This window comes from Cryobacterium flavum (assembly GCF_900103805.1).
Taxonomy (GTDB): Bacteria; Actinomycetota; Actinomycetes; order Actinomycetales; family Microbacteriaceae; genus Cryobacterium; species Cryobacterium flavum.
On record NZ_FNIB01000028.1, the window covers coordinates 1 to 12,925 of the forward strand.

Sequence of the window (12,925 nt, forward strand, 5' to 3'; positions counted from 1 at the left end):
AGAGCAGCGATCGCCCGCACACCGGTGCCACCCAGGTGCAAGTCCGCGATCTGCAGTCGTTCCTCCAAGGACAAGTACCGCCTAGACCTCTCTGCCTCAGGAAGAGGGATCCGCCCACCCGTTGCTTGACGCCAACGCCGTCCAGTTCGTCGATTCACCCCGACAGCATCGCACGCTGCAGTCAGCGTCGAGCCTTGACTCATCAACACCCAAAACCGCGCCTGCTTCTCTACCAGTTCATATTTCGACCACACGTACAACACCTCACAAAAATCGAGTGTTGCGACGACCGGTTGAATCCGCCAAACCCTTTACGGGCGCGCAGCATTGGCGCTCCGTCTATTGCCGCATTGTGAGGAGTTGCGTTCCGCCACGCGTTGCGGAGTCCGTCCGTGCAGAGTCGATTGCCTAGTCGACGGCGCTGCGGCTGGTGAACCGTACCGGAGTTCCCGTCGCGGTGAGCCAGCTGCCGAGTGCGATGCCCCCGGGCAGCACAATGGCGACCGATTCGCGCATCGGTGGGCGTGAGTGTTCCATGGGCGGTCGTTTGCGATTCAGTGAGAACTCGCGTGCTGGGAGACGGCATCGGTGTGATGCGAGATTCTCGCTGTCTATTTCGGTCGTTCGGCCAGATGCACGTCGACGATGTCACCGATCCGCTTGCCGACAGCATTTCGCAGTGCAGCGTTGAGGGAAAGGAAGTGGCCGCCCTGCCCGTCGGGCATTAGTGTTGCCGCGAACGGGTGACCATCGATCGTTCCGTCCACCTTGATCGTGCATCCGGTGCCAAAGAAGGTTTTCGACTTGGGAACCGCCACCACTGTCCACGAGGCGGGCATCGCTGGATGGGCCAACGGGCTCGAAAATTGGAGCTCAGGTCGCTGGGGGACGGCGGTCATCGAGCTGTTCCTCGGCTGAATTTGGCGAGCGTGTCGGCCATCGCGTGGGACTCCCACTCGTGGTCGGCGCCGGGTACCCGCCCCCACTTCGCATCGGGAATGGCGGAGGCAATGGACCGTGCAGCGGGCACCATCACCTCGTCGTAGCTCTTCGTGCCCACCATTGCCAGCACCGGTACCTGGATGCCTTCGAACAACTGCGAGTGCGGTGCCGATTCCGCCCAAGCGAGCGAGTCGGCGTCAGGCTGCAGACTGTCGGCCTGAGTAATCATTGCCGGGATCGATGTCACGATCTCGAGGATCTCGGGCGGCATGTCGTGCATGTAGAGGTCGAGGGCTCGCGCCCGCTCTCCTGCGGCGAGCAGTTCGCGAAGGTCACTCGCCAGCTCCTTGGCACCGCTGTCCGGTGGGGCGAGGGGCGCTTCCCAGAGAGCGAGACCGGTCACGGAGATTCCCCTCGTCGCGGCCAACAGCGCGAGGGAACATCCGGATGAGTGCCCGCAGAGCAGAGCGTTACCACCTGCCGCGTCTACCAGTGCAGAGATGGCAGCCAATTCGCGGTCGAGGGTGATCGGCCCGTCTGCGCGGCTATCCCCACGGCCCACTCGGTCGTAGACGATGGTAGTGAAACCCTTGTCGGCGAGGAGCTCCGCGGTCGAAGTCGTGACCGGGTCGATCTCTCGCCACGGACCGGCGCCGGCGACAAAGATCACCGATGGACCGGATCCGCGAAGATCGTAGGCGACACGGTCGTGCAGAGCGGTTGTCACAAAGCTGGACATGGACATCCTCATTTCGAGTCAAACTAGACTGGACTGATCAGTACCGCTACGTCCGAAACTAGACTCATTAGTCCAGAAACTCAAACCCCGAAATGCGAGGACGCCATGAGCGAATCATTCGAATCGAGTACGGCGCGCAAGCACCGTGCCATTCTCGAGGCCGCTGAAGCACTGTTTCTCCGCGAGGGCTATCTCGGCACCAGCATGGATGAGCTTGCAGAGCGATCCGGTGTGTCCAAGCAGACCGTGTACAAACATTTTGGAAGCAAAAAGGTCCTCTTCGTCGAGCTCGTCACCTCGATGACAGCGGGGGCCAGCGACAATCTCGGCGAACTCGACCGCATTCCGGACGACGAAGCAGATCTCGCGCCCTACTTCATGCAATACGCCATGGACGAAATGCGAATCGTCATGACACCGAGGCTGCTCCGCCTACGACGCCTGGTGATCGGAGAGGTCAGCCGCTTCCCCGAACTGGCCCAAGCCCTATTCGAAAACGGTCCCCAACAATCGATCCAATCATTGGCCAACATCATCGCCAAGCTCGTACAGCGCGGACTCCTGACCGCACCGAACCCAGCAGCAGCAGCCACGACCCTGAATTGGCTGGTACTCGCCGCGCCGATCAACGAAACCATGCTCCTGGGCGATGACGCGATCCCGACTATCGCTGCCATGAAGGCCCATGCAGCGGAGGCCACGCGCGTATTTCTCACCGCCTACGCCAGCGATACCGGTCGCGACGATCTGCGCTGAGACTGACGAGGAAGACAGGGAACACGCGCTACCGGCCACAATGAGCCAACGCGATGCCGCCGTTTAGCTTTGCGACTCACACGACGGGCCAGAACCGACTGATCCGTGTCGTTTGGGAACCTTTTCCGGTCGATCACAGCGATCCACGTGAGCAGCCAACGAGGATCGGGGTGCGCTCGTCTATGACTTGTTGAGCGCTGCCGCTGCGCGGACGAGCGCTTGGAATGCTGTGGCGTTTATCTTGTCGCCCTCGTGTAGGTCGATGGCTCGCCTCACGCTGGCGGTCTGGCTGGCGTTGAAGAGGTCATCCGCGTCGTCGAGCGAGGCGCCTTTCGCGAAGGTGAGTTTGACCTTGTCCTTGTAGGTCTCCCCGGTGCAGATGAGCCCATCGAGGCTCCAGGTCGGCACGCCGAGCGGGTTTGTCGTCTTCTTCCATTTGGTCTCTTCGACCACGTTCGGTTCGGCCTCAAGGATCAAGCCGCGAATGCGGGCCAGCATGTCGCCTCGCCAGCCACCCAACGCGGCAATGATTTCATCAATCGACGTCATCGGAATCTCCGCTACCCCTCTGTCACACCGGGCGCAGCCCGCACGTCACCCATAGTATGAGACCCCGGAAGGAAGCGTGACGCGGATGGACGAGACTGCAGCTTTCGAGCGGGAGCGCCCCCGGTTGTTGCGTATTGCCGGGCGGATCCTGCGGGACAACGCAGAGGCCGAAGACATCGTCCAGCGAACCTGGCTGCGCCTTCACTCCACCGAGGCTGTCATTGACAACCTGCCCGGCTGGCTGACCACGGTGACCACGCGGCTCTGTTTGGACAGGCTGCGCGCCCCGAAACCGATCCTGGTCGACGACATGGCTTTCCCTTCGCTGATTGAAGATCCCGCCGATGCACTTGCCCTGGCCGACACGGTTGGCATTGCGCTCCAGGTGGTCTTGGACCGCCTCACGCCCAGCGAGCGGGTAGCGTTCGTGCTCCACGACAGCTTCAGCTTTGATTTCTCCACGATCGCCGCGATCCTCAGCACCACTCCCGCCGCCGCCCGCAAGCTCGCCTCGAGAGCGCGTAGCAAGGTCCGCCCGCAGGGCGTGCAGCGCCGCCGAGCTGACTGGGAAGTCGTGGACGCGTTTCTCGCCGCCGCACGACAGGGCGATTTTGAGCAGCTCTTGGCCCTGCTGGCGCCGGGAGTGGTGGTCGCCGGTGATGAAGCGGCGATCTCGGCGGGAACCCCCACCCGGATAGAAGGACGGAGCGCCGTCGCGACGATGTTCAACGGCGCGGCCAAAGCCGCGTTGCCGGTGTTCATCGACGGCCGCCCGGGCGCGGCCTGGTTTCATCGTGGCTCGCCGCGGGTCGCGTTTGATTTCAGGGTCGTCGGCGGGGTTGTGTCTCGGATCGATTTCCGCGCCGATCCGGCCGTTTTGGAACACCTCATCCGCCGCGACGCAGGAGGACAGCGGGGCTGACCGGCCGCCTGCAACAATCGAACCCGTTGTCAGCGGTCACACTTGCTGGCGTTGCATCGTTATACAGGTAGCAAACCTCAAACGGGGCAACGCGTTCACAGTTAGGATTCGAGTCGATGAAAACAATGACCTGCCGCCAGCTGGGCGGCCCGTGCGAAGAACCGTTGCACGGCAACACTGCTGATGAGGTAATCAAGGCCCAGGACCGCCACCTCAAAGACGCCGTCAAGGCCGGAGACACCACCCACGAGCAAGCGCACAAGGATATGAAAGATCGTTGGAAGCACCCAAAACGATCAATGGACTGGTACTCCTCCACCAAGACGGCGTTCGCTGCGTCACCCGAAGACGACTAACCGGGCCGCGGCCGCCCAAAGAACCGCACGGCCCTCTGCGAAACTACACGGCGAGACCTTCCTCAGCGCGCCCGCTCCGCTGTATCCCGCCGTTCCGTAAGCCGGACGGTCACCGGGACACCCGAACACGCATGGAGCGCCAACGAAGATCCGCAGAGTTCTGCGGGCGCCCGATTCCCGTAAGCCCCGCCCGAGAAAATGCCCGGTGAAGGGGGGATAAACGGTACACTCCAGCATGACCGGAATGCTTATCGGCTATGCACGCGTATCCACCAACGACCAAGACCTCACCGCGCAAAAGAATGCCCTCGCCGCCCTCGGCGTCTCACTCCAAAAGACGTTCACCGATCAAGGCCTCACCGGAACAAACCGGGCCCGGCCCGGTCTTCGCGAAGCACTAGCCGCATGCCGAGCCGGCGACACCCTCGTCGTGACCAAGCTCGACCGACTGGCACGATCCCTGCGCGACGCCAAAGACATCGTCGACGACCTCACCCTTCGTGAAGTGAAGCTCAGCATCGGCGGTTCCGTTCACGACCCAACCGACCCGGTCGGAAGGCTCCTCTTCAACGTGCTCGCGATGGTCGCTGAATTCGAGGCCGACCTGATCCGCGCACGCACCCGCGAAGGGATGCAAGTCGCCAAAGCGGCCGGCCGGCTGCGCGGCAAGCAGCCCAAACTGTCCCCGGCGCAGGAGAAGCACCTGGTCGAGGTCCACCAACGGGGCGAACACACCACCGCGCAGATCGCAGAACTCTTCAGCGTCGCCAGATCCACGGTCTACCGGGCAATCCAACGCGCCGGAGACACCGCCGCCTGAACGTGCGTAGTGCAGAGGAGTACGGAAAAGCCAGTGTTCACACTCGCCTGCACAACCCGGAGAACACCACGGCCGTTGTGCAGGCGACTTCGGGAAATGACAACCGAGCCGGCGACGATGATTCGAAGGTGTCCCGGTCGCCGTCCCCATGCGCCGGCCGGGTGATGGTGGAATGCAGAACACGGGAACGGCGATTTGCGGCGCACATCAGCTCCTCAGGGACGCAAAGATCGAAAACGAATACTTAGTCAGCCCAACAGAATCTTTTCATCGAAAAAGGCGATGACAGGTCGAGGCATGTCACTGCCGTTCTATCCTCAAAGGAGAACCCCGTGCACGAAGATGATCGCCGGAAATGTCGCGGTGAAGGCCCAAAAGAAAGTGTCGAGGCCAATCAGTACGGCTGTTCCGAGATGGAGCATAGCCCCGGCGAAAAGCAGCGCGACCAGTACGCCGGGGGGAGCGACAAGGGCTACTGGAAAAATGATCTCCACCACGATAACTGACCATCCGACGAAGCCTCCAAGCCAAGGTCGTCTACGAAGTACGGCTGCCGCCGTGGGGTGTCCATAACTAGCGGTGTTGAGAATGCTTTGCATCGCTGATCCTTGACGCCAGTGTGCGTTGGATATCTTCGATATTCCCGCAGCGAAATATGCCAACAGGGCCTGCGCCGCGATGAAATACAAACCCACGGCTTGATAAGGACTCGACGTTGGGAGCAGGAAGGTGAATACCAAGCCCGCAAGGATGATGACGGATATTTGGTTGGAGCCATCTTTGCCATAGCGAATTTGATAGGCGAGGAAAAGGCCTGTTAGCAAAATGATCGCTGCGTAACTGGCGTAGAGCAGATTGCTTTGAAACGGAGTGATTAGAGCTATGGAACAGACGATTCGAACAATCACAACAATGCGTAAGCACATTGAGCCGTTTCGCCCGACGATCCATCCACGTGATGCACCGTGTGACCTGGCGAGGATCTGTCTGCTATTCCAGTCAAACATCCCGCTTGTGCCGAATTCTTTCAAGCGCAAAAGCAATTGCAACGAGCCTTGAAGAATGCCTATGCCCACGATGACGGCGGTAATTCGTGCGGCGGTTTCGATTGTCAACATGCTTTATGACACCGGGTGAGTCAGCGAATAAAAACGAACGAGTGGCACAGACGCTCCGCTTGGACCGCGTGTTTCAACCAAAGCAAACTGGTAGAACGCCTGCGGAGACAATGAACCTCCGAGTTGCGTGCGCGCAACGTCGAGCGAGATTATGTACGGCGAGGTGAACTGAAGCTGCTCTGCAGAGCAGTTGATACTTGAAAGTGCAAGCAGCTGGAACAACTCAATCATTCCCTCTCGGTAGCGTTTTCGAGGGTTCCAAAGTGGATAGAGAATTTTTCTCGGGGATAAATTCAACTCCACCCATGGACTGAAACTCGTTCCCTCGTCGCGACTGCGATAAACAAAGTGATAATTGCTCGCACCGGGATCTGGCGTAAAAAACGACCATTTTGGTATGAGTGTGAACCGGTCGAACCGGGTAGTTAGCCGGCTGAGCCCATTATTTTTCTGAAATGCGATCGTCAGTAGAAACCAGACCGAGAAAACAACGATTCCGATAACGGCGAATACGGAGCTGGCAATATCAATCATCATGTGATCGTCCTCAAATCGGCTCGGTCGGCGAACAGGTTGTGACGGAGGCGACTTGAAGAACGAACTCGTGCCGGGATCGCGTACCGAATCCAGTAGACGGCAGCTGTTGATGATTTGAGAATACGAAGCAGAATTCGGGTCATGACGATCGGGCGGCACGCGCGTCCGCTCGGTAGGCCCGAAGGACCTCCAGCGTTTGTGCCGATCGGTGCTCTACAGGAACGTCTGCAAGCTCTTCGCTCATACCCTCTAGGTCGCAACGGATAGCCGAACCGCCGTCCGTGACGATCCAATCGTCTTTGGGGTCGACAGGGGTTATGAGGCTGTCCAGGGTCGAGAGTTCGAGGTCGGTGAGGCTGATAGCCATATGAGTTCCGTCTTTCGGTCTCGAAAAAAGAGTGACCACGCGCGCTCGCTCTGAATCTAGGATTTCTTGCGGTCGCTCATAATCTAGTGGGCCGGTCCGCAGAAACGTAAGACCTATCCGATCAACCACCCAGTATCATTTTGAAAATTTTCGTTCGTCAACCAGGAAAACAACGAGCATTGCGGATAATTGGCCTCGTTCTGGGTGCCCTGCAGCGTTGTGTTCTGGGGGGCAGGGGAGCATAAGCCCCCGATCCCTGCTTCGTGCGATTGCCTCCTGCCCGCCGCAAACGGCCTGCATCACGGTCAAGGTTGGTTGTTGAGACCCTGTGCGGGTGCCTCTGTAGGGTGTGGTCATGGTCAACGATGCACTTACCGTTCCGGGCGTCCCTACCGATTTGATTGACACGCTCAATGCGTGGGAACCCCTGGGGCAGAGTCAGGGCTCGCTGCGTGATGAGTATGTTTCCTATGTTGGCGACTCTGCTGGGTCGGCGCTGGACCGCGAGGGGGTGCCGAGCACGTTACTGCGAGCTGTTTCGTCTTCACCCCCAATCTTGAGCAGGTTCTGCTGTGCTTCCACAAGAAGGGTCAGTTCTGGGTTCAGCTCGGCGGCCACGTCGAGGCTACGGACATTTCAGTTGCCTCGGCGGCCCTCCGCGAGGCCCGTGAGGAAGGCGGCATCGCCGACATCAGCCCGGTCGGCGCCATCCTCGATGTCGACCGACACCCTCTGGGCGACGGCTTCACCCAGTGCACCGTTCATTGGGACATCGGCTTCGGCGCGATCGCGAGGACAGACCTTGCCCCGTCCACCAGCGCGGAAAGCGAGGAAGTTGCGTGGTGGCACGTAACAGAATTACCCGAGAACGCGCCTGCGAACTTTGGTCACCGCGTGCGAAGGATCCTTGCCGAAATCAGACATCAAAGTGAGCTCGCATAGCCGACGTTCGCGGCAAAAATAGCGTTCGCTGGATTTCATGATGCTCGGATTCGTGCCAGATTTTGCCCGCGAATGTCGCCCAGCACTGATCGTAAAAACTGCCGCAATGCATCACTTCTCTTGCCGTCGCCATTGGTGCGTCTCCTGAAGCGTCCACGACGACGTGATAAATTGCCGCCCTCTGGAGGACCGCTGCGAGTTCGCCCGCGCGCCGCAGGTGCCAAGCCAGCTCGGTCGGGTTGTCGGCATGGCGCAAACTGAGTCTTCTGATCAGAGTGGCACCATCGGTATCCAACCGGCAGAGGAGAAGGCCGCGACTCTTCAACGCGGCTTCGTACCGGGGCACTTCGGTGGCTTGCTCGACAACGCCGGCGAGGACGAAGTGCTCGATACCAGCATTCCGATAGTTGACGACCAAGTCGCGCAGATTCAGCAGTTCGAGTTCGTGATTGAATCTGTCGCCCTCGGGCGTTGGCCAGGCGCGTCTGATGTGGTCCAGGTCAATTACGGCATGGTGTCGCCCACTCTCAGTCATCAGGACGCTGAGAGCGGCCGCGATAGTCGACTTGCCGGCGCCGACCGTTCCGTTGAGGAATACGGTGTCGATCATCTATCGAGACCGTCAGTCGATCATCTATCGAGACCGTCACATAGCGTGCTCTCCGGGGGCCTCAGCAGGCGTGGATCAACTCACCGCTCAATCGTCTCGTTCAAGGTTCCGCTAAAGGGCTCCCGGGCTACCGGAGGTAGGCGCCGAAAACTCTGGGTCGTTGACGATGCGCGCCAAGGTGGTCTGCCCGAGGGTGCTCATCCCTGGGTTCGACTCCCGGTAGTACCACACCAGGCCCATCGCCTGCTGGAACGCCCACGCGGCTCCACGCCACCACTCGAGGTCGTCGCAAGGCAGCTCGCTACGGAGGAGCGCTCGTCTCTCGTCATCGAGCAGATGCCACGCGGCGACAAGATCGAGTGACGGGTCGGCCGGAGCGAACCCCCCGCCATCCAGGACGCCAACCAGTCGGTCGCCCTCGACGAGGAGATTGCTCGGAGTCAAATCGCCGTGAGTCATCACCTCGCGGCCAGAAGGCGGCAAACTCCGAAACTCCATCCAGAGAATGCGGAGCCGAGCGACGGGAAGTAGCCCGTCGCTTTCTCGGAAACAGAGTTCCATCCACTTGTCGGAGTCCTTCAGATCTCCGCCGCGACCAGAGCCCGCGAAGTGACGTCCTTTCGTTGCTGCGGCGCGAAGCGAATGCACGAGGCCGGAGAGGTCATGGGCGAACATATCGGAGTGCGCTAAACCTTTGGGCGTTGCCACGGCTCCGTGTAGCCACGTCTGCACAGACCATGGCAAGGGAAAGCCGTAACCCGGATTGCCTACAACCACGGGCACCGGTGTCGGGACCGGACAACACGTCGCCAGCTCGCGCATTGCCGAGGCTTCCCGGTCGAGTTCCGAGAACATATCAGCTGGCTCAGCGGAGCGGAGCGGGAATCGTGCCGTAAGGTCGGCACCGATTCGAAAAATGGCGTTCACCGTGCCGTCCGTCACGATGCGACGGACAGGTTCAAGGCGCCATTCGGGAAACTGGTCCGATATCAGCTGGCGAGCAACTTGCTCGTCAATGTGCAACTCATCGTCGTGCATAGCCATGCAGGCTACGCTAACGGATTTGAGCGACTGTCCCGCAGGGGGTTCGGCTTGCGAGTTTTTTCGTCCACCCCGTGCGGCATCGGTTGACACGGCCGATATCAACGCTCCCCGATTAGTGCAGCAGCCCGCTCTGGTATGCGTGGGCGACGATTTGTGCGCGGGAGGTGAATCCGAGTTTGGTGAGGATGCTGCTGAGGTGTGTTTTCACCGTTGACTCGCCGATATGGGCGCTGTGGGCGATGTCGCTGTTGCTCAGCCCGCGGGCGGCGAGCAGAAAGATTTCCCGCTCGCGTGACGACAACGTGGCGATCGAGTCCCAGTCCGTGAAATCAGGTCGAGGATCGGGTGAGGGAGAGGACGTGTCTCCGTCAGCGCGGTCCGATTCCGTGGCACCGCCGCCGGATGGTTCCGGATCAGGATGGATGATTCTTGTTCGAAGTCGCGATCCGAAGTGCCAGGCACCCACGGTCAGCAGGATGGCCATCACAGTCCAGGCCGAGAATCCTTGGATGACTTCGATACTGGCGGCGTCTTTTCCGTTGATGGTGCCCCACACTCCAGACAAGGAGAGGAACGGAACGTTGAGTAGTGCGCTCACGGCGATACTGCTCACCATCGAGAGTGCCAGCAGTAGTCGGCGCCTGTTGGACGGGGCGTAGGCGCTGACGCCAACCACAATGAGAATGAGTGCAACGTAGGCGACCCAGCTGACTTGGCTAAAGCGCGCCGGCCAGAACAGCAACTGCAGGACCAGGAGGGCCCCAGTCAAAGACAGTGCGGTACCGGGGCGCACCCGGCAGAGGGCGATGGCCACTGCGAAGCCTGCCGCAATAAACACGCCGTATGGGTTCGTCAGGAATGTGTCCGTTCGCAGCGGCACGTCGCCCACAATGCGACTGGAGGACTGGACGAACCAGGCGCTGAAAAACACCACCCCGAGTGCAAGCTCGCGGAAACGGAGCAGCTGTGCACGAATCTTTGTCATGCTCCGACAGTAGATGCCCCAGCAGCGATTCCGCGGGCCCGGTCGAGGCTTTCCCTCCTCTGGGGGATGCCTCTCGGTCGAATGGATGAGGGACCACATCGTCCCGTCCCGTGAAGGGTTCGGCTTACGGGTACGTGTGCATCCATTGGGTCGATGTGGATGGGTGTGCAGTTGCGGTGAGTTCGTGGCCGAGGTAGCCATTCGAGGTGACACCGAGATATCATGTACATGACGTACTCAGTGTACGTTTGCACGCGCGGGTTCACCTGCGCAGGAAGGTTGAAATGCCACTCGTCGCCGATTACAGGTCCTTTACAGACGCGCGCTCGCATCTCAAGGAGGTGTTCGATGCGACCGCGCGCGGGCGAACCGTCACCGTGCAACGCGATGGTCAGCTCTCTGCGGTCATGCCGGTGGATCGACTCCGGGCATACTTCTCTCGAACTGTATCTCCGCGCGTTCGCGTCACTCGGGAAGATGACCGCACGATTGCGTTGATGGATGGTCGCCCCTTCGTGTCTGAGGGTACGGATGTTGACGGCGCACTCGCTGACCTCGCTCTGTCGCTTCGTGAGTACGCCGAAGACTGGGACGACCGACTGGACCGTGCTCCGAATCACGCCGGCAACTGGGCACTCGTGCAGCTCATCAAACTTTCAACCGACGAGCAGCTCCTCGAATGGCTTGAGCGCGGCGGTGAGTAAGTACCCGGCCGCGACCCGCGAGGACCACGACGATTTCTGCGTGGCGGAGAAGTGGCAGCTCGTACGCGGCGCGTCAGGACGGCCTGTCAGGCATCACCGCACCTATGAGTTGGCGCTCTGGGACGGGCAGATCCTCCGCACTCGAATCTCCAGACCCGTCGACAGGTCGACGTACTCTGCCGGGATGTGGACCCACATTCTGCGAACCCAGCTCGCCGTTGACGCTGAGGCGTTCTGGGCCTGTGTTCGTGAGAAGAAGTTGCCGGACCGCGGGGCACCCGAAACCGTGACCCAGAGGGAGCCATTACCGCTGTATCTTGTTCGGGCGCTCAACGAACTCGGCGTTGAGGAAAGTGAGAGCCTGGCACTCACCGCGGCGGAAGCAGCGCAGCTGCTCTCCGAGAAGATGGCGGAGCGCTACGGGCATCAACGCAGTTCGTGAGTGATTCGACAGCTACTGGACGGATGAGGCTTCGGGAAGGGTCACCGTGCTGGTGGCAGCGACTCTCTATGGCCTGATTTTGCTGATCTGCAGAGACGCCGGACGCCGACTGGTTCACCGTGTTGAGCGTCCCGTAAGAGGTCCGGCTTACGGGGCAGCCATCCACGGCAGGCTCCACCGCGCAGCTCCTGCCCTTGCGAACCAATCTCTAACGCTTACATAGGTGTGCCAGACATTCACGACCGGCTGTTCGATTGGCTCGAGAGGTTGTAGTTGGATAGTGGGATGGATTCGACTTACCGTTTCTCTGCCGACATTTCCGACATCGATCGCGCAATAGTGCACCGCTGGCTCAGCGAGGAAAGTTATTGGGCAAAGGGAAGGTCTCGGGCAACGCAGGACCAAGCGATCGATGCATCTCGCAACTTCGGTGTCTACGAAACCATCTCAGGTCAACAAGTTGCTTATGCGCGCGTCGTCACGGATGGAGCCACGTTTGCTTGGCTTTGCGACGTCTTTGTGAACCCTGAAGTGCGTGGGCATGGCCTCGGCGTCGCCCTCATCGAGGGAGTTATTAATGAATTCGAGCCGTTGGATCTGAAGCGAATGCTTTTATCAACGGGGGATGCGCACGGCCTCTACTCCAAGTTCGGGTTCGAGCCTTTAGACATCCCCTCAAAGTGGATGCAGAGGGTTGCCAAATAAGCAGCCGGTGAGGGTTCCCCTTCGGAGAAGGTTCTCTGCGAGACTGTCCGACATCCGCTCTGAAGGGGGAAACTTTGCGTTCATCTGTACCTATGCCGGGGAACCCCTGGCCTCATGACATGCTCATCACCGTCGATGATGACCCGAACTCGTTGGTTGATCTGCTCTGGGTTCGAGAAGCGTGGAATCTCAATCCGGTCGGCGAGGACCTTCCTTCGCTCCTGTCGGACGATTCGGTACGCGCACACGCACCGACCGGATCGACCGACGCGCCCGCAGCGTGGGTGGAGGCGTGGCCGGGGATGTGGAACGCCTGCATTCACCACGCCGGTCTGCTCGAAGACAGCACGATCTTCGACCAGCTCCAGCACACTCTGGACGGGTCAC

Annotated in this window: 18 protein-coding genes and 1 pseudogene; 9 read left to right on the top strand and 10 right to left on the bottom strand. The window is 60.2% G+C overall.

The window, feature by feature from the left end; translation table 11 throughout:
- From BLS91_RS21270 to BLS91_RS19060, 4 genes are all read right to left on the bottom strand, one after another.
- A partial coding sequence (locus tag BLS91_RS21270; protein WP_420838514.1) for a helix-turn-helix domain-containing protein occupies nucleotides 1-254 on the bottom strand: 254 nt, incomplete at its 3' end.
- Between the two features lie 154 nt (nucleotides 255-408).
- Nucleotides 409-537 carry a hypothetical protein gene (locus BLS91_RS21020; protein ID WP_276326821.1) on the bottom strand — a complete coding sequence of 43 codons (129 nt, stop codon included), beginning with the start codon at nucleotides 535-537 and terminating at the stop codon, nucleotides 409-411.
- A 74-nt stretch (nucleotides 538-611) separates the two neighbouring features.
- Nucleotides 612-899 (bottom strand): DUF1905 domain-containing protein, encoded by a 288-nt coding sequence (locus BLS91_RS19055; protein WP_092342615.1) that lies wholly within the window; start codon nucleotides 897-899, stop codon nucleotides 612-614.
- Nucleotides 896-1,681, bottom strand: a complete 786-nt coding sequence (locus BLS91_RS19060) for an alpha/beta fold hydrolase (protein WP_092342637.1) — start codon at nucleotides 1,679-1,681, stop codon at nucleotides 896-898. Before BLS91_RS19060 ends, BLS91_RS19055 begins: the two co-directional genes overlap by 4 nt.
- A gap of 105 nt (nucleotides 1,682-1,786) precedes the next feature.
- On the opposite strand from BLS91_RS19060, the gene BLS91_RS19065 reads away from it, so the two are divergent.
- The gene (locus BLS91_RS19065) at nucleotides 1,787-2,437 is read left to right on the top strand and encodes a TetR/AcrR family transcriptional regulator (protein ID WP_092342617.1); all 651 of its coding nucleotides are present in this window, start codon (nucleotides 1,787-1,789) and stop codon (nucleotides 2,435-2,437) included.
- A 180-nt stretch (nucleotides 2,438-2,617) separates the two neighbouring features.
- Here BLS91_RS19065 and BLS91_RS19070 read toward each other — a convergent pair whose 3' ends face one another.
- Nucleotides 2,618-2,986, bottom strand: a complete 369-nt coding sequence (locus tag BLS91_RS19070; RefSeq protein WP_092342619.1) for a DUF1801 domain-containing protein — start codon at nucleotides 2,984-2,986, stop codon at nucleotides 2,618-2,620.
- Nucleotides 2,987-3,071: 85 nt separating this feature from the next.
- Between BLS91_RS19070 and BLS91_RS19075 the strand changes: the two genes are divergently transcribed.
- From BLS91_RS19075 to BLS91_RS19085, 3 genes are all read left to right on the top strand, one after another.
- A complete protein-coding gene (locus BLS91_RS19075) occupies nucleotides 3,072-3,908 on the top strand; it encodes a sigma-70 family RNA polymerase sigma factor (protein ID WP_092342621.1) in 837 nt (278 codons plus the stop codon).
- Between the two features lie 116 nt (nucleotides 3,909-4,024).
- Nucleotides 4,025-4,264 (top strand): hypothetical protein, encoded by a 240-nt coding sequence (locus BLS91_RS19080; RefSeq protein WP_092342623.1) that lies wholly within the window; start codon nucleotides 4,025-4,027, stop codon nucleotides 4,262-4,264.
- A gap of 235 nt (nucleotides 4,265-4,499) precedes the next feature.
- Nucleotides 4,500-5,084: a recombinase family protein gene (locus BLS91_RS19085; RefSeq protein ID WP_092342547.1), complete on the top strand. Its 585-nt coding sequence runs from the start codon at nucleotides 4,500-4,502 to the stop codon at nucleotides 5,082-5,084.
- Between the two features lie 317 nt (nucleotides 5,085-5,401).
- On the opposite strand, the gene BLS91_RS19090 is transcribed toward BLS91_RS19085, so the two are convergent.
- The gene (locus BLS91_RS19090) at nucleotides 5,402-6,202 is read right to left on the bottom strand and encodes a hypothetical protein (RefSeq protein ID WP_092342625.1); all 801 of its coding nucleotides are present in this window, start codon (nucleotides 6,200-6,202) and stop codon (nucleotides 5,402-5,404) included.
- A 3-nt stretch (nucleotides 6,203-6,205) separates the two neighbouring features.
- A complete protein-coding gene (locus tag BLS91_RS19810) occupies nucleotides 6,206-6,739 on the bottom strand; it encodes a hypothetical protein (RefSeq protein ID WP_134505199.1) in 534 nt (177 codons plus the stop codon).
- Between the two features lie 937 nt (nucleotides 6,740-7,676).
- Between BLS91_RS19810 and BLS91_RS19100 the strand changes: the two genes are divergently transcribed.
- On the top strand, nucleotides 7,677-8,048 hold the full coding sequence (locus BLS91_RS19100) for an NUDIX domain-containing protein (protein ID WP_233197138.1): 372 nt from the start codon (nucleotides 7,677-7,679) through the stop codon (nucleotides 8,046-8,048).
- Here the strand turns inward: BLS91_RS19100 and BLS91_RS19105 are convergent.
- The 3 genes from BLS91_RS19105 to BLS91_RS20875 form a co-directional block, all read right to left on the bottom strand.
- On the bottom strand, nucleotides 8,023-8,658 hold the full coding sequence (locus tag BLS91_RS19105) for an adenylyl-sulfate kinase (RefSeq protein WP_092342629.1): 636 nt from the start codon (nucleotides 8,656-8,658) through the stop codon (nucleotides 8,023-8,025). The genes BLS91_RS19100 and BLS91_RS19105 overlap by 26 nt on opposite strands.
- A gap of 111 nt (nucleotides 8,659-8,769) precedes the next feature.
- Nucleotides 8,770-9,792: a phosphotransferase gene (locus BLS91_RS19110; protein ID WP_244288025.1), complete on the bottom strand. Its 1,023-nt coding sequence runs from the start codon at nucleotides 9,790-9,792 to the stop codon at nucleotides 8,770-8,772.
- Between the two features lie 22 nt (nucleotides 9,793-9,814).
- Nucleotides 9,815-10,687 (bottom strand): helix-turn-helix domain-containing protein, encoded by an 873-nt coding sequence (locus BLS91_RS20875; RefSeq protein WP_241983046.1) that lies wholly within the window; start codon nucleotides 10,685-10,687, stop codon nucleotides 9,815-9,817.
- Nucleotides 10,688-10,971: 284 nt separating this feature from the next.
- On the opposite strand from BLS91_RS20875, the gene BLS91_RS19120 reads away from it, so the two are divergent.
- The 4 genes and pseudogenes from BLS91_RS19120 to BLS91_RS19135 all read left to right on the top strand — a co-directional run.
- Entirely contained in the window at nucleotides 10,972-11,391 is a 420-nt protein-coding gene (locus BLS91_RS19120) for a hypothetical protein (protein WP_092342633.1), read from the top strand.
- A complete protein-coding gene (locus tag BLS91_RS19125; RefSeq protein ID WP_092342641.1) occupies nucleotides 11,384-11,833 on the top strand; it encodes a hypothetical protein in 450 nt (149 codons plus the stop codon). The genes BLS91_RS19120 and BLS91_RS19125 overlap by 8 nt, the downstream gene beginning before the upstream one ends.
- Nucleotides 11,834-12,118: 285 nt before the next feature.
- Nucleotides 12,119-12,538 carry a GNAT family N-acetyltransferase gene (locus BLS91_RS19130; RefSeq protein WP_092342635.1) on the top strand — a complete coding sequence of 140 codons (420 nt, stop codon included), beginning with the start codon at nucleotides 12,119-12,121 and terminating at the stop codon, nucleotides 12,536-12,538.
- Between the two features lie 119 nt (nucleotides 12,539-12,657).
- Nucleotides 12,658-12,925 (top strand): annotated as a pseudogene (locus tag BLS91_RS19135) (hypothetical protein); the annotation flags it as partial.